Origin of the sequence: Biomaibacter acetigenes (genome assembly GCF_003691585.1) — a bacterium.
GTDB classification, from domain to species: Bacteria; Bacillota; Thermosediminibacteria; order Thermosediminibacterales; family Tepidanaerobacteraceae; genus Biomaibacter; species Biomaibacter acetigenes.
In genome coordinates this window covers 2,178,114-2,198,373 of record NZ_CP033169.1, presented here as the reverse complement: position 1 = coordinate 2,198,373, position 20,260 = coordinate 2,178,114, and the positions used below count along the sequence as shown (strand labels likewise).

Genomic DNA, 20,260 nt, shown 5'->3' with positions numbered 1-20,260 from the left:
TTAAAAAAAGGCAGCCCTGGGCTGCCTGAAATTTTGAGGGGGATAAATATGTTAATAGACATAACACTAAAAGAATTAAATAATGGCGAAGCCAGGGTTGTAAGGATATTTAAAAATGCAGGTGAAACGGTCAAAGCCGGAGAAGCTTTATTTGAACTGGAAGCCAATAAGAGCAATATCACTGTAGAATCCGAAGCCGAAGGCAAAATATGCAAAATTATGGTGGAGGAATCCCAGTCTGTAAAAGCAGGAGATGTGCTTGCAAGGATAGAAGGCCCACCATGCCCACAGGCGGCCGCAGCAGAGGATACGGCAGATTTTAATTATTTTGGAACCCTCTTAAAACCCCAAGAACAGGAGCTTGAATGCGACATAACCATAATCGGAGGAGGGCCTGGAGGGTATGTAGCGGCTATTCAGGCAGCCAAAATGGGGGCAAAAGTAATTTTAATAGAAAAGGACGTACTGGGCGGCACATGTTTAAACAGGGGTTGTATACCTACAAAATCTCTGGTGCGTTCTGCCGAAATATTTAAAAATCTAAAAGAGGCGGAAGATTTCGGCTGTCAAGCAGAGAACATTTCTGTTGATATTAAAAATGTGATAGGCCGAAAGAATAGAGTGATAACCCAGTTGGTTCAGGGAATAGAATATATTTTGAAAAAACATGATGTGAGGGTTATCAGAGGAATCGGCGAAATAAAAGACTGTAATACCGTTTTTGTAAAAGAAAAAGCAGCGGAAATCACCATAAAAACAAATAATATCATTATTGCAACCGGTTCAAAATCTTCTTCGCTCCCCATTCCCGGCAAAGACCTGGAATGTGTCATGGACAGCAGCGATGCGCTACAAATGGATGAACTGCCGGAAAAGATGGTTATCATAGGCGGCGGAGTGATAGGAATGGAATTTGCCTTTATATTTTCCGGCTTTGGGGTAGATGTGACCGTCGTGGAGTTTCTTGATGAAGTGCTTGCAGCTTTTGACTCAGACATTATAGAAGAGATAAGTAAAATAGCTAAAAGCAAGGGCATCAAAATTTTTACAGGTTCGAAAGTGGAACAAATAATACAGGGTGAGGATGGCCAGAGCATAGTCGTATTCAGCAAGGATAATGAGAAAAAATATATCTCGGCGGATAAGGTCCTCATGGCCGTTGGAAGGCAGCCCTCGCTGGATGGCCTGGATGTTGCGAGTCTCGGCCTGGAATTGAACGACAAGGGAAGAGGCATTAAAGTAAATGAAAAGATGCAAACCAATATTCCCAACATCTATGCCATTGGAGATGTGACAAATAGGGTGCTTCTCGCCCATGTGGCATCTCACCAGGGGATCGTAGCCGTAAAAAATATTATAGGAGTGCCTTCTGAAATAGATTACAATGTTATTCCCAGTGCCATATTCACCGACCCTGAGATTGCCATGGTGGGAATTGGTGAGAAAGCTGCTAAAAAGCAGGGTATTGATGTTGAAGTTGGGAAATTCCCCTTTGCGGCCAGCGGCAAGGCGCTGACTATGGGAGAAAGCAGGGGTTTTGTAAAGATTATTAAACAAAAGTGTACAGGAAAGATTTTGGGAGGAGCTATAATAGGCCCCCATGCCACCGATCTGATAGCGGAAATTGCTCTGGCTGTAAAGAAAGGCTTGACTTGCGAAGATGTCATTGAGACTGTACATGCTCACCCCACCACGGCGGAAGCCATCCACGAAGCTGTCCTTGCTGCTGAAGGCGGGGCTATACACTTTGTAAATTAAAATGATTCAATATGAAAATTTTATTGATATAATCTCGGCGGGTATTGTAAACCCGCCTTTTGATTTATAAAGGAATAAATTCTATACGACTTGTAGACTTTTTTATACAAAATGTTTATACTTATAAATGGACAACTTAAGTTCAGACAAAAAATATGTGTGGTGATAAGGTGGAAAGGCTTATTCCGGGGGAAATGGAGGAAGAACTTTTAATTTTAAATGAAGATTTAAAAAGGGTGATTTCCACCAAAATTAATCTTATAAATTCACCTCTTAAAGAAATGATAAGCTCCGGGGGAAAAAGGCTGCGGCCCGCCCTGATGCTTGCTTGTGCCAGATTCGGCGAATATGATTTTGAAAAGGTGAAACCCCTGGCTCTGGCGGTGGAACTCATCCATACGGCTACTTTGGTGCATGACGACATCATCGACGATTCTCCTTTAAGAAGAGGGATTCCCAGTATCCAATCCAGATTAGGTAAAGATGTGGCGGTATTTGCTGGGGATTTTATTTTCTGCAGGGTCTTTGAGTTATTGACATCATTAAATGATTTTAATATTCTCCGCCGTACTTCAAAAGTTATGTATAAAATCTGCGAAGGCGAGATAAAACAAAGAGAAGACCTCTTTAGAACTGATATAACCTTTAGAAACTACATATACCGGATACAAAGGAAAACTGCCCTTTTATTCGGTTTAAGTTGCGAGCTGGGAGCATTGGCAACAAATGCACCACTTAAAACTGTCCGTGCTCTTTACGGCTACGGTATTAAAATAGGTACTGCCTTTCAACTTATCGATGACCTTCTGGATGTGATCGGTGATGAGAAAAATCTCGGCAAGCCTGCCGGAGCTGATATAAGGGAAGGTGTAGTTACTCTCCCGACCCTATATGCCCTGACCTATTCCCCAAAAAAAGATGAGCTAAAAAATATATTGCAAAATAAAAATCTAACCATCGAGGATACAAAAAAAGCTATTAAAATCATCAAGGATTCCGGTGGAGTGGAGTACACCGTCGAACTTACGAAAAGATACATCTATAAAGCCTATAAATTTATAGACATATTGGCGGATATCCCTATGAAAAAGGTATTAAAAGACGTAGCAGATTATATATATTCTCGCAATCATTAACTTGAACATCATTAATAATTGCTTTACTTTGAAAATGCATGATGATATACTTTTTTTAGCATTTTTTTATCTTTTGGGGGAGATATTCTTGGAGAAATGGCTGAAAACCCTGCTTGTATTGTTTTTAGCGGTGTCCATAATCTCATCGGGGGTGGCTTTGCTTCCTCGCCTGAGGGCGGAAAGCGCCCATAATTTAATCGATGGCGCCCTGCCCTACGCCGACCTGAAAAATATGGCGCAGGAACGTCAAACCTCTATTGAAGAAGTGGCTCGATTATTTAAAGAAGAGGCGGGAGTCAATGCCATACTTTATAAAGAGGGATGTATCCAGGATCTCGCCGACGACGGTCGCATTTTTATTGCCAACCGACAGGAGATGGTGCTTTCCGGGTGGCGGGAGAATTTACCATTTAAAGGAGGCGAGACTTACATAGTCACTGCCTACGCTGATGTAATGGAGCGGGTGCGGCGCCATCTGACAGAAAAACTTGGCGGGGAAAAGGTATCTATGCTACCGGAAAGAGACGGCTTTTACGCTCTGGCAGTGGACATGCGCCCATCTCTGGTTGATGCCATTGGAGTGGGCTTTGACCGTGAAAATGTGGTTAAGCTGGAAAATATGGGTTTTCACTCTGTGTTCATGCTGAAGGACTGGCCCGATGTGAGCGAAAGGGGAATACGTTTCGTCATAAAGGACCTTGCACTAACGGGGAAGAATATCAGCGCTGTTCTTTTTGAAAATAAGCAAGTCCTGGGTTATCCAAAATACCTGCCGGTTTTGGCCGAAGAGATGAATAAGCACCAGCTTGCGCTTGGTCAGGTGGAGTTTTACAACCAGCTGGGCTTCAATCAACTGGCTACCCTTTTAGACAAGCGTGTAATACGAATGCACAGTGTGACAGACCAAGAAATGCAGACCATTAAGCCGCAGGAACTGGTGGACCGTCTGACCCTTGCAGCAAGGGAGCGAAATATGCGCATACTTTATTTTAAATTTTTGCCTGCCCCTGATAGTGAAAGACGTTTTAACATAAATGTTGAATATATGGAAAAGGTGGTAACCCAACTTAAAACTGCCGGACTGCGATTCGAAAGGGGAGAGGGGACGATGCCGCGTCCCTTTGAGCCGATTCATCAAAGCCGTATGCTGCTTTTTTTGATAGGGTTAGGTCCTCTGGCGGGCGGCATGCTACTTCTGGAAAGACTTGGTGTGAGACGGACTTCAATTCTTGCAGGGATAACCGCTCTTGGGGCCCTCAGCCTTGCATTGGCTTTTTTTGCTTTTCCGCTACTGACCCGCAAAGTGATAGCCCTGGCCTCCGTAATCGTTTTTCCGACTCTTTCCATCATTTACCTGGTACCACGACAGGGCCTCAAGCCCTGGCACGCCGTGCTTTACATGGCGCAGATGACGGCCTTTTCCCTGACGGGGGCACTGATGGTGTCCGGGGTTCTTGCTGATATTTCTTTTATGCTCAAGCTTCAGCAGTTCAGTGGAATAAAAGTGGCATATCTTTTTCCAGTGCTTTTTGTGGCCTGCGCCTTTTTTATGCTTTACGGTGAAGGAACACCCGGCGAAAGGCTGAAGAAGCTCATGGATCAACCAGTGCTGGTAAAATATCTACTGCTGGCGGCGGTGTTGGCAGTGGTGGGCGTTATCTATCTAACCCGTACCGGCAATGAAGCGGCGGTGGGGGTCAGCACTCTAGAGCTTAAATTCCGAGCTTTGCTTGACCGGACGTTGGGTATAAGGCCCCGTACCAAGGAGTTTTTAATAGGCCATCCATTAATGCTTGTACTTCTTTATCTGGGTTACCGGGATCACCGTTATCTACCCCTCTTAATTCTGGGCAGTATAGGCCAGGTTTCGATGGTTAATACTTTTGCACACATTCATACGCCGTTTATCATCTCCTTTGTCCGAAGTATAAATGGCTTTATCCTGGGAATAATGGCAGGCCTGGTTTTGATGGCAGTGCTTCAACTGGGCCGGCTTTTGGAGAAGAGGTGGCGGAGTGGCTGAAGTGGTACTTTCCGGATATTACGGTTTCGATAACCTGGGCGATGAGGCGGTGCTGTATGCTATAGTCTCCGCATTGCGCCATGAGGTTCCCCAGCTTAAAATAACAGTTCTTTCACACAACCCCAAAAGAACTGCGAGCTTATATGGGATTAAGGCGGTGAACCGTTGGAAGTTGTCGGAGGTGGCCGGAGCTCTTAAAAGGGCGGATATGCTGATAAGCGGCGGCGGAAGTCTTTTGCAGGATGTAACCAGTCCGTCTTCTCTACTCTACTACCTTGGCGTGATTTCCCTTGCTAGAGCATTTAAGAAAAAGATCTTTTTTTATGCCCAGGGCTTTGGGCCCGTTAACCGGCCATGGGCCCGGTGGCTGGTAAGACGCGTGGCACAGAAGGTGGATTTCATAACCCTGCGCGATGAGGAGTCGGCTGAGGATCTTCGTTCCCTCGGAATAAGGCAGCCGCCCGTTATAGTCACCGCCGACCCCGTTCTGGGACTGGATCTTTCCTCAGTGGATAAAGACACTGGAGTTGCCGTGCTGCGGCGGACGGGTGCGGATCTGGACCGACCGCTGGTGGGGCTTGCTCTGCGACGATGGAAAAGCGAAGAGATATATCTTCCTGCCGTTGCCGGCCTGGCTGACAGACTGCTGGAAGAAGGTGCATTGCCGGTTTTTATACCCTTTCATCAACCGGACGACCTCGATACGGCGAAACAGGCTATTCGGCTTATGAGAAGGCCGGGGGCAGTATTGCTCGACAGGCCTCTTACTGTGGAGGAAATGCTATCGGTCACAGGTTTCCTCAGTCTGATGGTGGGTATGAGGCTTCACTCCCTTATCATGGCGGCGGTGTGCGGCCGACCGGTGGTGGGCATATCTTATGACCCAAAGGTGGACCGGTTCCTGAGGCTTATTGGCGCACCACCGGCGCTGAAGGTTCAGGATGTTAGCCTTAAAGACCTGTATATGCTGGTAAAGGCCAGAATGGAGACGGGGCAGACTCCAGAGGAGCGATCGATGATGACCGATTTGAAAGATAGGGCGCTACAGTCGGCAAAACTTGCCACAAGGTGTTTGAATAAATAGGTTCAGGCTTGCATAAATGCATAATCTATAAATGGTGAAATATAGATGCAACTTATGGATAGTTTTTTAAATAAAACTGTTAGGAGGAGCAATATATGGTAAGATTCAGAGGGCATCATCTCATATGCCTTAATTTTTTTCAGGGGGAAGGCTACAGTCAGGATTTTATAGATAACCTCAAGCAATTGTTAGACCGGGCGGAAAAGGGCGAAAAAATAGAGGTGGTTGCAGGACCTGATGATGTTTGCAAGGTTTGTCCTTCACTGAAAGGAGATATTTGCACCCATAAGGAAGGAGCCGATGAAGAGATAAAAGAACTGGACAATCAAGCAAGAAGTTATCTAGGTGTTGAACCAGGTCAAAAAGTAGATTGGAAGGAGATTAGGCAAGGAGTTGCTAACATTCCTGGTTCATGGTTTTCAGATTTTTGTAAAGGCTGTGATTGGGAAAAAGTATGTAACAGAGTGAGATAAAATTTGGAAAGGTTTTATGGTGAGAAAATGGCCTACAGAGATTTGCAGGAATTTATCAATGTTATGGAAGATAAAGGACTATTAAAAAGAATCAAAACAGAAGTGGACCCGGAACTGGAAATCACCGAGATCTATGATAGAGTAGTAAAATCCGGCGGTCCTGCCCTTTTATTTGAAAATGTAAAGGGCAGTAAATTTCCCCTTTTGATAAATGCCTTCGGGACCGAAGAGAGAATGAATCTGGCTCTGGGGGTAAATAATCTGGACGAAATTGCCGGACGTATCGATGAACTCATACATATGGCCATGCCGGAAGGATTTATGGAAAAGTTGAAGACATTTTCAAAGCTCGCCGGCCTCGCCGGAATTTTTCCCAGAAAGGTAAAGGAAGCCCCCTGCCAGCAGGTGGTAGAAGAAGATGTGGATCTATTTAAACTCCCTATAATAAAATGCTGGCCTCGGGATGGGGGGAGGTATATTACCTTACCCTTGATTTTTACAAAAGACCCTATGACCGGCCGCCAGAACATGGGTATGTACCGTCTGCAGGTCTTCGATAAAGCCACCACCGGCATGCACTGGCATATGCACAAAGATGGGGCTGAAAATTACCGGCAGACCTGTGAGGAGAATTGCCTACAAGAAATCCTTAAAAATAGAATGGCGGGGAAGACTGGCAAACTGGTAAAAGAAAAAGTTGAAGGTAGAATGGAAGTAGCCGTGGCCCTGGGCGGGGACCCCGCTCTCATATATGCCGCTACAGCTCCGCTTCCCCGGAACATCGACGAGGTGCTCTTTGCCGGATTCCTGCGCAATGCTCCGGTAGAAATGGTGAAAGCAAAAACAGTGGATCTGTATGTGCCGGCCCATGCGGAGTTTATACTGGAAGGATATGTAGATTTTAATGAACTTAGGAGGGAAGGACCCTTCGGAGACCATACCGGGTACTACTCCCTGGCCGATGATTATCCTGTCTTTCATATAGAATGCATAACCAGGAAGAAATCCCCGGTCTATCCAGCCACCGTAGTGGGCAAGCCCCCCATGGAAGACTGTTTCCTGGCTAAAGCCACCGAGCGCATATTCCTGCCGATGCTCAAGATGTTCCTGCCGGAAATCGTGGATATAAACCTCCCTATGGAAGGTTCATTCCACAATTTCGCCATAGTTTCCATAAGGAAATCATATCCCGGCCATGCCCGAAAAGTCATGAACGCTCTGTGGGGCATGGGGCAGATGATGTTTACCAAAGTGATATTAGTCATAGATGATGACACCGACCCTCACGACATACCACGGGTAGCCTGGAAAGCCTTTAATAATGTGGACCCCGAAAGGGATATAATAATAACAAAGGGGCCGCTGGATGTGCTGGATCATTCTCCTAATCTAACAGGTTACGGTGGTAAGATGGGTATCGACGCTACCAAGAAATGGAAATCCGAAGGATATCTGCGGGAATGGCCCGATGAGATAGTCATGAACAAAAATATCAAAGACCTTGTCACAAAAAGGTGGAAAGAATATGGGTTTACCGATCAGGATAAATTTTAAAAAGATACGCTACATAGGCGAAGCCATTATGTTCCGCCATTCGATTTTTTCCCTGCCTTTTGCATTTATTGCTGCCTTCGCCGCATCAAAAGGTACACTGAAGCTATACCACCTTTTCTGGATAACGGTGGCCATGTTTGGGGCAAGAAACGCCGCCAATGCTTTGAATCGAGTGATAGATGCCGCCATAGATGAAAAAAATCCCAGGACCCGGGAACGCCATGTCCCGGCGGGCATCCTTTCAAAAAAAGAACTCCTGGCCTTTTCCGCCTTCTGCCTAGCACTACTTGTACTTTCCGCCTTCATGTTAAATCCCCTTTGTGTAAAACTCCTGCCTCTGGCGGGATTTTTATTGGTTTTTTATTCCTACACCAAGAGATTTACCTGGGGCTGCCATCTATTTTTAGGTCTTGCCAGCAGTGCCGCACCGGTTGGAAGCTGGATTGCTGTCACCGGCAGGATGGAGTTTCCGGCTCTGGTGCTGGGAGCCGTCTACGGCCTCTGGGTAGCGGGTTTTGATATAATATACGGCACCCTGGATGTGGACTTTGACAGGAAAAACGGCATTCATTCCATACCTGCAGATTTCGGTATAGAAAAAGCCCTGAAAATTTCCCAAGGCTTTCATGTTATATCGGTATTGTTCTTATTATGGTTCTGGCGGTTAATGCACCTCGGGCCTTTATTTTTTGCGGGCATCCTTGTAGTATCCATTCTACTCTATTACGAGCATTCCATAGTATCCCCCACCAATCTCACCCATGCCAAAGTGGCGTCATACAATGTCAATGAGGTTGTGGGGATAACGATGTTAGCATTTTTTGTAGCAGATTTAATTCTCTAATTATTAACTGACAAAAAGCATATTTATTGCCCAAAACCCATTTTTTCTAAAGCTTCCTTGGCGTATTCACGGCCATTTATAACAAGGTCTATGTCCTTTGTGGCATAGCCTCCCAAAGTATAAAACTCTAAAGCCCTACCTCCTACTAAAATGGGTTTTATTCCTCTCTCTTTTAAAAGTTCCGTAAGGATGGCAAGTGCTTTCAATGATTTTTTGAGGTTGTTTTCTTCTTTTAACAATTCCTGTAAACGCTCTTTTAAAATTTTTTCGTCCAATCTAACTTGTACCTCCTTGGTCCGGTTTTTGCAACAGCACCGCTTTTTAATGCTCTCTGCCATCTCATGTAGTCAAGCAAAAAAAGAACATATTCTTCTTCGGGATCCCTCAATCTTTTGGTCCGTTTAGAGGAATAACCTTTGTTTTCAGATTCCATTAAACTATATATTTTTAAAGATTTTTCTTTAAGGTCCGATAGATATTCATTAAAATTAACTATATTCAAGCAATCACCTTCAAGATCTAGACTTTTACTAAATTATACCAGTTTATTATAAAAGAACAATATTTTTCGGTTTATTTATGGAACAGGAAAAGTTACAAAGTTGCTTTAAACAAATTGCCCAAAAAAATAATTGTATAATTACATAAAATTAAGCACTTTGACTATGTATATTAATAAAAGTTTCTGATAAAATAAAATAAAATCAAATTTAAATTAAATTTAAAGTCGTAATTCGGAGGGATTTATGAATATCGTTATAGCACCGGATTCATTCAAAGGAAGTTTGACCGCCCTTCAGGCGGCAGAAGCCATAGAAAGAGGAGTAAAAAGGGCGTTAAAGGATAAAAAAGAGAAAACTCAAAACTTCGCAGAAAATATGATATACAATGGCGGATTACCCGACTCCGATTTTAAATATGATGTCGAAATAATAAAAATCCCCATGGCTGATGGAGGAGAAGGTACCGTTGAAGCACTAATCACTGCATTGGGAGGCAAGACGATTGCCACAAGAGCCCTCGATCCTTTAGGGAGAGAAATAGATTCTTTTTTCGGCATACTCCCAGACGGTACAGCCATCATCGAAATGGCCGCAGCCTCGGGCTTAAATCTCATAAAATCCGAAGAGAGGAATCCGCTAAAAACTACAACCTACGGTACCGGCCAACTGATAAAAGCGGCTCTAGATAAAGGCTGTAGAAAAATCATTATAGGCATCGGCGGGAGTGCCACCAATGACGGCGGCGTGGGGATGGCCCAGGCCTTAGGAACTAAATTTTTAGATAAGCAAGGTAAGGAAATTGGCTTTGGAGGAGCTGAGCTTTCTAAAATAGAAAATATTGCTATTTCAGGTCTGGATTCCAGGGTTCATGATACCAAATTTATTATAGCTTCTGATGTAAAAAACGTGCTTTGTGGCCCCCAGGGAGCGTCAGCCGTCTACGGACCTCAAAAGGGTGCTACGCCGGAAATGGTAGAGTTACTTGACAGGAATCTGGAGCATCTTTCGAATATAATCAAAAGGGACCTGGGTGAGGACGTATCCCAAATCCCCGGCTCCGGTGCCGCAGGAGGCCTGGGGGCAGCGCTAATAGCATTTTTGGGTGCTGATATGAAGCCAGGAATAGACATAATAATGGATCTTGCCGACTTTTCTCAAAAGGTAAAAGATGCCGACTTAGTAATTACAGGCGAAGGTTCCACCGATTTTCAGACTATATTTGGCAAGGTGCCTTTTGGGGTTGCTCAGGTTGCAAAAAAATATGGCAAACCGGTAATCTGTATATCCGGCTCCCTGGGAAAAGGTTATGAAAAACTTTTCGATGCAGGAATCACGGCACTATTCAGCATCGTAAACAAACCCATGACCCTGGAAGAAGCCATGGAAAGGGGGGGAGAGCTGCTGGAGAAGGTGACGGAAAATATATTTAGAATTTACTTTAGGAGGTAGAAAAAATGACTCCAGAACAACTTACCGCTGCAAAGCAGGTGATGGTCCATGGCCCTATGTTGCTTGTAATTGTTGTCCTTGCAATATTGTTCATTATTTATGCCACTGCAAAACTAAAAATTCATCCGTTTTTAGCTCTATTGTTTGCAGCATATGGAGTTGGTTTTTTAAGTAAAATGCCGGTCCAATTCATCGGCAATGTAATTTCGCAAGGGTTCGGTAATTTAATGACAGGGATAGGCCTCGTAATAGTTTTCGGCACTATAATCGGAACAATCATGGAGAAATCCGGAGCTGCCCTTAAAATGGCCGAGGTCGTTCTAAATATCGTCGGCATTAAACGTTCGCCTTTAGCCATGAGTATCATTGGGTACATCACAAGTATTCCGGTTTTTTGTGATTCAGGATTTGTAATTCTGACACCATTAAATAAAGCACTGGCAAAACGGGCCGGGATCCCCATGGCTGTCATGGCAGTGGCTTTATCAACGGGCCTTTACGCAACCCATACACTGGTACCTCCGACCCCTGGTCCTATAGCGGCTGCGGGAAATGTAGGAGCCGACCTAGGCTTGGTTATTCTAATAGGTATGGTTGTATCAATTCCTGCAGCACTTGTAGGACTTTGGTGGGCTTACCGTGTAGGGAAAAATATTACTACCGAAGTGGATCAAACAGGGGCAAGTTATGATGAATTAAGGAAACAATTTAAGCAGCTTCCCGGTGCGGTTAAATCCTTTGCTCCTATTGTCATACCCATACTTTTAATCGCTCTTGCTTCTTTTGTAAAGTTTACAAAATATACAGGAATAGGCAGTAATTTTATAGTGTTTTTAGGCACTCCGGTCAACGCTTTGATGATAGGTGTATTACTTGCGTTGACCCTACTTCCAAAATATGATGAAGAAACACTGATGAACTGGGTCGGTCAGGGGCTAAAAGATTCAGCGATAATCCTACTCATTACCGGAGCAGGAGGTTCTCTGGGCAATGTACTTTCAAATACACCAATTGCCGACTATATAAAAACATTCGCAGGTGGAGGCATAGCAGGCGGAGTGTTTGTGCTTCTTTTGCCGTTTTTAATTTCAGCTCTGCTGAAAACGGCCCAGGGTTCCTCTACTGTAGCTCTTGTCACAACGTCGAGTTTGCTTGCCCCAATGTTGCCCCAGCTTGGATTAACATCTCCTATGGATTTAGCTTTGACCGTAATGGCTATCGGGGCAGGAGCCATGACCGTTTCCCATGTAAATGACAGTTACTTCTGGGTAGTGTCCCAATTTTCCGGATTGAAGGTTACCGATGCTTACAGGGCGCAAACTATGGCAACTTTATTAGAAGGAATAGTAACGATAGTGACAACCTTAATACTATTTGCGATATTCCATTGATATATTGTGCTTTATTTTGATTCAATGAAAAGCGGATTTTTATCCGCTTTTTTATATCTTTACAAACTTTTTTGGAGGAATAATTCATGGAAAGCCGGTATCGAGTTTCGAAAGAATTGGCCGAAAGGATTGTAAAGATCCTGCATGATATAACAGGGAATAATGTAAATTTTATGGGAGAGAATGGCGAAATAATAGCTACAAATCAAATTCATAGATTGGGAAGTATTCATGAAGGCGCAAAAAAGATAATGAAAGGTGAAGTTGACTATTTAGCCATAACTGAAGAACAGGCAAAAAAAATGCAGGGGGTACTGCCGGGCTACAACGGTCCCATAGAAATGGATGGGCAGAGAATAGGTTGCATAGGAATAACCGGAGATCCGGTTAAAGTAGAACCGTTACAGAAACTTGCCGCTATAATTGTGACCGAAGAAATTAGGAAGGAAATGAACAGGAAAAAAGAACAGGAAGTTATAAATAAAATAGCATACAAGATAGAAAACGCTTCAGCCGCAATTAAACAGATTTCTTCCGGTGCTGAGGAAATAGCTACTACAAGCCAATCCATGAAAGATATTGCTAAAATCGCGGAGGATAAAATACGCGATATAAATAAAGTTCTTGACATAATTAAGCATATCGTTGATCAAACAAATATGCTGGGATTAAACGCAGCTATAGAAGCGGCTCGGGCCGGAGAATGCGGAAGGGGATTTTCTATAGTGGCCCGCGAGGTTCAAAAACTATCTAAAGATTCGCTTGATTCTTTGAAAAATATAAACACCGTAATGAATGAAATTAAAAATTCAATATTGATTATTACGAAAGGTGTGATTCAAAATGCTGAGACAACAAAGAAGCAGGCATTAGCTCTAGAACAAATAGAGACGAGTATATTGGATATACAAAATGAGGTCAAAAAACTTATCATGTAGACTTTTACTCTTAAAAACAGAAGAAATATTTGATAATCTTTTTGACAGTATGGGAGGAGTTTAAATAACCTATATAGAATTATTTAATGTAAATTTATTTCAAACGGGGGGATTTCATTGGAAATCACCCATCAGTACGCCCAGAGCATTGTTGACAGGACCATGAAAATCCTTGGATACAACATTAACATAATGAACAGTATCGGCATTATTGTGGGTAGCGGGGATAAAAAGAGGATAAATACATTTCACCAGGGAGCGGCGGAGGTTATTAAAACCGGAAGACCTCTAGAGATTACTTCAGACCAGGCAAGGAAACTGGAGGGAGTAAAGCCGGGAGTCAACCTCCCCATTTACCTGAATGAAAAAATAGCAGGAGTGGTAGGGATTACCGGAGAACCGGAAGAGGTGCGCCCTTACGGAGAACTTTTAAAGATTTCTGTAGAAACCATGCTGCAACAGGCATTTCTTTCCGAACAGCTCAGGATGGAACAAAATGCTCGAGAGCTTTATGTGGATGACGTAATACGCGGGAACTTTGCCGAAAATGAGGATATTTTTCTGGCAAAAGGCACCGTCTTGGGGTTTGATATGAAAATCCCTAGAGTGGCAGTGGTTTTAAAAATCTATGGTTTGAATGAAAAAATCAATGATTTGCCTGCTCGGGAAGATGAACTAAAGCTGCAGAAAAGACGGGAAAAGATATTGGATAGAATAAAACAGGCTTTTTCAAATCCGCAGAACATGTTTAGTTATAGCGGAAGCAATATTTTTATCATCTTCTACGCCATAAAAAATTTGGATAACGTTAAATTAAAGAAGGAAATTTGGAATTCAATTTTTTCTGTGAAGGATATCTTTGAAAAATATAATCTCACTTTCCTGGCAACCGTCGGTTCTTTTTATCCTGGGCTTTCGGGTTTGAAAAAATCTTACGACGAAGCCGTTAAAGCACTGGAAATTCAAGAACAGATTAAAAAAGCCGATAAAGAAAAAGGGACAATAACATTAGCCCAGGATGTAAGCCTTGAAATATTGCTTGCCAACATACCGCAGGACATGCTTCATAGATTTAAAAAATTGCTTTTATCGCACAATCAGCAGTTAATAATAATGAATCAAGAAAAACTTGTTGAAACGCTAAAAACATTTTTTAAAAGCGATTTAAATATAAGCACTGCCGCAGAAAAGCTAGGAGTGACACGCAACACCTTATCCAGCAGGCTTGATAAAGTAAAAGAACTTACCGGCTACGATCCCAGGAAATTCTTCGATGCCGTGAAACTGGAACTGCTGATTTTAATAGAAGAATTCAGGTTATCTTAGTGTATTGATTTTATAACGGATTTTGCAACAAATTTTATAACAGGGAATTTGACCTTTTAAGAAGCATTTTTTATTTCATCTGACAAAAGTTTATTTAGTGTCTCTTTAAAAAATCTACAAATATTGTATACTAATATATATATTGTATGTACAAAAATCAAAAAAATTTCCTTCTGGAGGCAATCAAAATGGGTATTAAGAACGGACTTATAATAACACCGGGCCCCACGGAAGTTAATGAGCGGGTGAGGATGGCTATGGCAAGGCCCATAACAAATCCGGACCTTGACCCGGACTTTTTTGATTTCTATGATAAGACGTGTGATAAGCTAAAAAAGATCCTAAAGACCAAAAATGATGTATTGATACTAAGCGGAGAGGGGATCCTGGGGTTAGATGCAGCCATGGCATCACTGATAGAACCGGGAGACAGGGTGCTGTGCCTTGCCAACGGTGTTTTTGGTGAGGGTTTTGGAGAGTTTGCTGAATTATATGGGGCGGAAGTTGTTTATTTAAGAAAAGAATATGATGATGCTTTTACCGTTGACGATGCAAAAAAGTTTCTGACGAAAAACAATGGTTTCAAGCTTGCTACGGTAGTCCATTGCGAGACGCCGGCAGGAATGATAAATCCCATTGAAGAAATATGTCCGGTTTTAAAAGAAGCAGGCATCATTACAGTGGTGGATGCCGTATCGTCAATTGCAGGTCAGGAGATCAGGACCGACGATTGGGGTATAGACATAGTCCTGGGTGGTTCCCAGAAATGCCTTTCGGCATCTCCGGGGCTAACTTTTCTTTCCATAAGCAAAGATGCATGGAACTGTATGGAAGAAAGAAAGACACCCGTACCCGGGTTTTACACCAATCTTCTAAAATGGAAGCAAATGTGGTACAAAGACAGGGTATTCCCGTATACGCAGCCCATATCGGATATATACGGCCTTTCAGAAGCGGCAGATGTAGTTTTAGAAGAGAGTGAAAATATCTATATCCGACATGCCCGCATAGCTAATGCTGTGAGGGATGCTCTAAAAGATGCAGGTTTTAAGATGTTTCCCAAAGAAGGAGCCGAGGCCAATACCGTGACCGCCTTTTATATTCCCGGGGAAATAGATGATGAGATATTCAGGAAGCATCTCTGGGTTAAATACGGTGTGATGATAGCAGGCAGCTGGGGAAAACTATCAGGTAAAGTATGGCGCATAGGCCACATGGGAGAAAATGCCAGAGAAGAAAAGCTATTTAGATTTTTCAGGGCTTTCGAACTTGCTTTAAAGGATTTCCAATATCCACTGCCGGCCTCCATCAGCAGAACTTTTTCAGAAAAGCTGTGATTTTTAAATCATACATGGGGTGAAAGCCTTTAGGCAAGGGTTATGAATAATATCTTATTGATAGCGCCGTATGAAGAACTGGAAAAAACAGCTAAAGAGGTGGTTATGGAGCACGGCCTTCAGGTGGATGTAATTCAGGGGAATCTGAGTGATGGGTCAAATATTGCAAAGCGCGCCGAAGAAAAGGGTGTGGAAGTCATAATAAGCCGGGGAGGCACATATCAGTCTATAAAAAATGTGGTGAATATACCCGTTATTGAGATTCAGGTGAGCGCCTTTGACATTTTAAGGGCTTTAAAAGACCTGCTGGATTACAGGGGCCCCATTGGAATAGTGGGATATGAAAATGTGGTTTTTGGGATAGATACTTTGATTGATGTGCTGGGGCTTGATTTAATACGTGTGATTTTCAAGAACGAAGAAGAGGCTCCCAGACAGGTATATGAAGTGGCATCGAAAGGCGTGAGAGAATTCGTAGGGGATACCATTGGTATAAAGACGGTAAAAAGCATGGGTTTTAGAGGTAGACTCATAGAGTCGGGGAAAGAAGCCGTATTGTCGGCCATCTATGAAGCCCGAAGGGTGCTCGAAATACGAAGGGAAGAAAGGGCCCGAGCAGAAAGATTTAAAGTAATCATGGATTTCATCCACGACGGAATAATTGCGGTGGACGAGAAAGGTTATATTACGATTTTTAATAAAACGGCAGGGGAGATTTTCAATAAGAGCGACAATCCCGTGGGCAAACATGTATCCGAAGTGGTGGAAACCACTAAACTCCCGGAGGTTTTAAAAAGCGGCGAGCCCCAGCTGGGAGAACTGCAGCGGGTGGGGAATGTGGTGATTGCCACAAATCGGGTCCCGATTATAGTTGACGGCGAAGTAAAAGGCGCGGTGGCTACTTTTCAGGATGTGACCCAGATACAAAAGATGGAGCAAAAAATCAGGAGGGAACTGCACCAAAAAGGCCTGGTGGCCAAATACAGTTTTAAGGATATCGTTCACAAAAGCCGGATAATGGAGGATCTGATTTGCAGGGCAAGAAAATATGCCGAACTTGATTCCACGACGGTCCTTATCCTGGGAGAGACGGGCACGGGGAAAGAACTTTTCGCCCACAGCATCCACAATGAAAGCCCCAGGGCGAAAGGGCCTTTTGTGGCTATAAATTGCGCCGCCCTTCCAGAGAATCTGCTCGAAAGCGAACTCTTCGGCTACGCAGAAGGAGCTTTTACCGGCGCCCGCCGGGGAGGGAAAATCGGCCTTTTTGAAATGGCTCACATGGGCACAATCTTTCTTGATGAAATAGGGGACATGCCCCTGAATCTTCAGTCGAGACTGCTCAGGGTTATTCAGGAAAAGGAAGTTATGAGGATTGGCGATGATAGAGTGATTCCGGTGGATGTCAGGATAATAGCTTCCACCAATAGAAACCTCGAGGAAGATATAGAAAAAGGCGCCTTCCGGCGGGATCTGTTTTACAGATTGAATGTATTAAAGCTGATTATTCCGCCTCTGAGGGAAAGGAAAGAGGATATACCGCTGCTGGTTGATTTATTTGTTGAGAAATATTCGTCAAGACTCGGCAAGAAGGTAAATGGAATAACACAAAAAGCCCGGGATTTACTTATGAATCTGGATTATTCCGGAAATGTCAGGGAATTAAAAGGCGTCATAGAACGGGCTGTGGCCTTTGCCGAGAGCGAATATATCAAAGAAGCTGATTTAGGGATTTCAAATCAAGCCGCAAAGCAAAACGATGCTATATCCCGGGATATTTTTAAAGGCAACTTCACATTAAAAGAAATAGAAATCATGGCCATAAGAGAGGCGCTGGCAAAGACACGGAACAATATTTCCGAGGCGGCCAGGCTCCTGGGCGTGGATAGGACCACCATCTGGAGAAAGATTAAGGAATCAGGTTTGACGCAGTGATGCAAAATACATCAAATGTTGCAAATTACAATATGTTCTATTGTAATTTGCAACATTTTTTTTGAAATAAACAAATCATAGCCCTGTTTTACACCTGGCATGATAATTGCTAAAAAATATAGCGACATGAATTGATATAAATAGAATTAAGGCAACAGTTTCAAAAATTTACATTCCTCAATTATATTAAGCAAACAGGTGATAAGTTAATGGAAAAACTTTGCATCATTGCCGACGATCTTACGGGAGCGACAGACACAGGTGTCCAATTCAGTAAGTTCGGAATATCCACAGCAGTCGTCTTCAATTATCTGACTATTAAAGATTTAACTTTCGACTTCGATATCGTTTCCATTAATGCCGGGACGCGCAATATCGATAGAGAAGTGGCCTATTCAAGGGTAAAAGATATAGTTCGGACTTTGCGCGATATGAATTTTAAGTTGTACTATAAAAAAATAGATTCCACTCTGCGCGGCCAGCCCGATGTCGAAATCGAAGCAATGCTGGACGAATTGGGGTTTGATATGGCATTCATAGTTCCATCGTTTCCCGCCAATGGAAGGAAAGTGGAAAACGGCTATCTATACATACAGAAGAATCCGGGAAAAAATAAGAACAATTTTCATCCCATAGGTTTTGTGCCGGATATATTTAAAAATAAAAAAGATAAGCCGCTTTCTTTAATAGAAATCGAAGACGTGAGAAAAGGCGCATCCAATTTAAAACAAAAAATCGATGAACTGAGGAAATTGAAAAAACAGATATTTGTAATAGATGCAGTGACAAATGATGATCTGATGAATATAGCCATTGCCGTCAAAGATTATGCGACACGATCCGTGATTGCGGGGTCTGCGGGTTTGGCGAGCTGCATCCCCCTGATGTGGGATATGGTGAAGGAGTATCGTCAATATCCCGGTGGAAAGCCGATATTATTTCTGGCAGGAACGCGCAATATGGTGACTGCTGAACAGATTAAAACGTTTACCGCTTTCAGCTCGGTGAAAGTTGTAGAAATGAATTCTGAAGAAATAATCAAAGGGAAAAACGATGAAGAATTGAACAGGGTCACAGATGAAACGAAAAAAGCATTGCATGAAGGCAAGATCGTTGTAGTGGCAATCGACAGCTTGCTGAAAAGCCAAAAAGAAATTTATAACCAGGAGATTTCATCGGAAAACGCCAAAAAAGTCGCAAAGAGCTTTGGTGTTGTGGCAAAAAATATTGTTTCCGATAAGTTGATTAAAGCCCTGGTTGTAACGGGCGGCGATGTAGCGATAAATGTTTTTGACGCCATGGAGGCAAAAGGAATAATACTGGAAAATGAGATATTGCCGGGCATACCTGTCGGTAGGCTTATCGGAGGAGAATTTGACGGTTTGCATGTAGTTACAAAAGCAGGAGGATTCGGAGATAAAGATTCATTTATAAATATAGCAAATTATATAAACACGGGAGGAGAAAAGTTGAAATGAAGCCAATAATCGGAATAACAATGGGCGACCCTGCGGGAATAGGGCCGGAGATAGCTGTAAAAGCCCTGGCGAAAAAGCAAATTTATGAAAAATGCGTACCCGTCATTATAGGAGATTTTGAGGCTCTGAAAGATGCCAATCAATTTACAAAACTAAACCTGGGACTCAATGAAATAAAAGAAATAAATCGGGCCAGAGGAGAATTTGGAACCATCGAATATCTAAATCTTAATTTTTTGGCTCCCAGAAGCTGGGAGTATAAAAAAGTGAGTGCTTTGGCCGGCAAGGCAGCATTTAATTATGTAAAAAAAGGCATAGAGCTTGCTCTGGAAAACAAGATTCACGCTGTGGTTACCGGGCCGATTAATAAGGAATCGATTAATATGGCGGGTTACCACTATTCCGGGCATACGGAAATATTTGCGGACTTGACAGGGACAAAAGACTATGCCATGATGCTGGCTAGCGGCAGTTTAAAAGTCGTACATGTCACCACCCATGTTTCTATGCGCAAAGCGTGTGATTTGATAACCGAAGAAAGAGTCTATAAAGTCATTAACCTGGCATATGACGCTATGAAAATGATGGGTATTGAAAGCCCCCGCATTGGCGTTGCAGGATTGAACGCCCATAGTTCCGAAAACGGCCTCTTTGGCACGGAGGAACAGACAGCAATTAAGCCGGCCATCGAAAAGGCAAAAAGTCAGGGGATAAACGCAGATGGGCCAGTTCCGCCTGACACCGTATTTGTTAAAGCGCTGGCAGGCCAGTATGATATAGTTGTGGCGATGTATCATGACCAGGGCCATATCCCTGTAAAATTGACAGGCTTTAAACTGGATCTTGCTACCAATAAATACACGTCTGTAAGCGGAATTAACTGTACTCTTGGTCTGCCGATCATTCGCACATCCGTAGACCACGGCACAGCCTTCGGCAAAGCAGGAGAAGGAAGAGCCAATGAAGAAAGCCTGGTGGATGCCATTGAAATGGCGATCAGGATGGCAAAAGTGAAATTTAAATTGAAATAA

General features: G+C 43.1%; 17 protein-coding genes. 15 read left to right on the top strand and 2 right to left on the bottom strand.

What is annotated here, in order from left to right:
- Positions 1 to 48 precede the first annotated feature (48 nt).
- The 7 genes from lpdA to D2962_RS11215 all read left to right on the top strand — a co-directional run bounded on the left by lpdA (position 49) and on the right by D2962_RS11215 (position 8,872).
- Positions 49 to 1,758 carry a dihydrolipoyl dehydrogenase gene (gene lpdA / locus D2962_RS11245; protein ID WP_122015019.1) on the top strand — a complete coding sequence of 570 codons (1,710 nt, stop codon included), beginning with the start codon at positions 49 to 51 and terminating at the stop codon, positions 1,756 to 1,758.
- Positions 1,759 to 1,928: 170 nt separating this feature from the next.
- The gene (locus D2962_RS11240) at positions 1,929 to 2,894 is read left to right on the top strand and encodes a polyprenyl synthetase family protein (RefSeq protein ID WP_245984640.1); all 966 of its coding nucleotides are present in this window, start codon (positions 1,929 to 1,931) and stop codon (positions 2,892 to 2,894) included.
- A gap of 88 nt (positions 2,895 to 2,982) precedes the next feature.
- Positions 2,983 to 4,917 carry a DUF5693 family protein gene (locus tag D2962_RS11235; protein WP_122015018.1) on the top strand — a complete coding sequence of 645 codons (1,935 nt, stop codon included), beginning with the start codon at positions 2,983 to 2,985 and terminating at the stop codon, positions 4,915 to 4,917.
- Positions 4,910 to 6,001, top strand: coding sequence for a polysaccharide pyruvyl transferase CsaB (gene csaB, locus D2962_RS11230; protein WP_120766252.1), 1,092 nt, complete (start codon positions 4,910 to 4,912; stop codon positions 5,999 to 6,001). Before D2962_RS11235 ends, csaB begins: the two co-directional genes overlap by 8 nt.
- Before the next feature lie 95 nt (positions 6,002 to 6,096).
- Positions 6,097 to 6,474 (top strand): DUF1284 domain-containing protein, encoded by a 378-nt coding sequence (locus D2962_RS11225; RefSeq protein ID WP_122015017.1) that lies wholly within the window; start codon positions 6,097 to 6,099, stop codon positions 6,472 to 6,474.
- A gap of 27 nt (positions 6,475 to 6,501) precedes the next feature.
- Positions 6,502 to 8,028 carry a UbiD family decarboxylase gene (locus tag D2962_RS11220; RefSeq protein WP_122015780.1) on the top strand — a complete coding sequence of 509 codons (1,527 nt, stop codon included), beginning with the start codon at positions 6,502 to 6,504 and terminating at the stop codon, positions 8,026 to 8,028.
- Entirely contained in the window at positions 8,000 to 8,872 is an 873-nt protein-coding gene (locus D2962_RS11215; RefSeq protein ID WP_122015016.1) for a UbiA-like polyprenyltransferase, read from the top strand. Before D2962_RS11220 ends, D2962_RS11215 begins: the two co-directional genes overlap by 29 nt.
- A 23-nt stretch (positions 8,873 to 8,895) precedes the next feature.
- Here the strand turns inward: D2962_RS11215 and D2962_RS11210 are convergent, their stop codons facing one another.
- A complete protein-coding gene (locus D2962_RS11210; protein ID WP_187695374.1) occupies positions 8,896 to 9,147 on the bottom strand; it encodes a hypothetical protein in 252 nt (83 codons plus the stop codon).
- Positions 9,129 to 9,374, bottom strand: coding sequence for a hypothetical protein (locus D2962_RS11205; protein ID WP_122015015.1), 246 nt, complete (start codon positions 9,372 to 9,374; stop codon positions 9,129 to 9,131). Before D2962_RS11205 ends, D2962_RS11210 begins: the two co-directional genes overlap by 19 nt.
- A 244-nt stretch (positions 9,375 to 9,618) precedes the next feature.
- Between D2962_RS11205 and D2962_RS11200 the strand changes: the two genes are divergently transcribed.
- The 8 genes from D2962_RS11200 (at position 9,619) to pdxA (ending at position 20,260) form a co-directional block, all read left to right on the top strand.
- Positions 9,619 to 10,824 (top strand): glycerate kinase family protein, encoded by a 1,206-nt coding sequence (locus D2962_RS11200; protein WP_122015014.1) that lies wholly within the window; start codon positions 9,619 to 9,621, stop codon positions 10,822 to 10,824.
- A 5-nt stretch (positions 10,825 to 10,829) separates the two neighbouring features.
- Positions 10,830 to 12,215: a GntP family permease gene (locus tag D2962_RS11195; RefSeq protein WP_122015013.1), complete on the top strand. Its 1,386-nt coding sequence runs from the start codon at positions 10,830 to 10,832 to the stop codon at positions 12,213 to 12,215.
- Between the two features lie 86 nt (positions 12,216 to 12,301).
- Positions 12,302 to 13,153 carry a sugar diacid recognition domain-containing protein gene (locus D2962_RS19300; protein ID WP_122015012.1) on the top strand — a complete coding sequence of 284 codons (852 nt, stop codon included), beginning with the start codon at positions 12,302 to 12,304 and terminating at the stop codon, positions 13,151 to 13,153.
- 117 nt (positions 13,154 to 13,270) lie between these two features.
- Positions 13,271 to 14,479, top strand: coding sequence for a CdaR family transcriptional regulator (locus D2962_RS11185; protein WP_122015011.1), 1,209 nt, complete (start codon positions 13,271 to 13,273; stop codon positions 14,477 to 14,479).
- Between the two features lie 194 nt (positions 14,480 to 14,673).
- A complete protein-coding gene (locus D2962_RS11180) occupies positions 14,674 to 15,816 on the top strand; it encodes a pyridoxal-phosphate-dependent aminotransferase family protein (RefSeq protein ID WP_122015779.1) in 1,143 nt (380 codons plus the stop codon).
- A gap of 42 nt (positions 15,817 to 15,858) precedes the next feature.
- Positions 15,859 to 17,751: a sigma 54-interacting transcriptional regulator gene (locus D2962_RS11175; protein ID WP_122015010.1), complete on the top strand. Its 1,893-nt coding sequence runs from the start codon at positions 15,859 to 15,861 to the stop codon at positions 17,749 to 17,751.
- Positions 17,752 to 17,960: 209 nt separating this feature from the next.
- Positions 17,961 to 19,229: a four-carbon acid sugar kinase family protein gene (locus D2962_RS11170; RefSeq protein ID WP_122015009.1), complete on the top strand. Its 1,269-nt coding sequence runs from the start codon at positions 17,961 to 17,963 to the stop codon at positions 19,227 to 19,229.
- Positions 19,226 to 20,260, top strand: coding sequence for a 4-hydroxythreonine-4-phosphate dehydrogenase PdxA (gene pdxA / locus D2962_RS11165; protein WP_122015008.1), 1,035 nt, complete (start codon positions 19,226 to 19,228; stop codon positions 20,258 to 20,260). The genes D2962_RS11170 and pdxA overlap by 4 nt, the downstream gene beginning before the upstream one ends.

Bases quoted from the DNA above. Each gene is read 5' to 3' on its own strand.
- pdxA (WP_122015008.1), top strand. From the start codon at position 19,226: ATGAAGCCAATAATCGGAATAACAATGGGCGACCCTGCGGGAATAGGG.
- D2962_RS11215 (WP_122015016.1), top strand. From the start codon at position 8,000: ATGGGTTTACCGATCAGGATAAATTTTAAAAAGATACGCTACATAGGC.
- D2962_RS11170 (WP_122015009.1), top strand. From the start codon at position 17,961: ATGGAAAAACTTTGCATCATTGCCGACGATCTTACGGGAGCGACAGAC.
- D2962_RS11225 (WP_122015017.1), top strand. From the start codon at position 6,097: ATGGTAAGATTCAGAGGGCATCATCTCATATGCCTTAATTTTTTTCAG.
- D2962_RS19300 (WP_122015012.1), top strand. From the start codon at position 12,302: ATGGAAAGCCGGTATCGAGTTTCGAAAGAATTGGCCGAAAGGATTGTA.
- D2962_RS11220 (WP_122015780.1), top strand. From the start codon at position 6,502: ATGGCCTACAGAGATTTGCAGGAATTTATCAATGTTATGGAAGATAAA.
- D2962_RS11175 (WP_122015010.1), top strand. From the start codon at position 15,859: ATGAATAATATCTTATTGATAGCGCCGTATGAAGAACTGGAAAAAACA.
- D2962_RS11200 (WP_122015014.1), top strand. From the start codon at position 9,619: ATGAATATCGTTATAGCACCGGATTCATTCAAAGGAAGTTTGACCGCC.
- lpdA (WP_122015019.1), top strand. From the start codon at position 49: ATGTTAATAGACATAACACTAAAAGAATTAAATAATGGCGAAGCCAGG.
- D2962_RS11195 (WP_122015013.1), top strand. From the start codon at position 10,830: ATGACTCCAGAACAACTTACCGCTGCAAAGCAGGTGATGGTCCATGGC.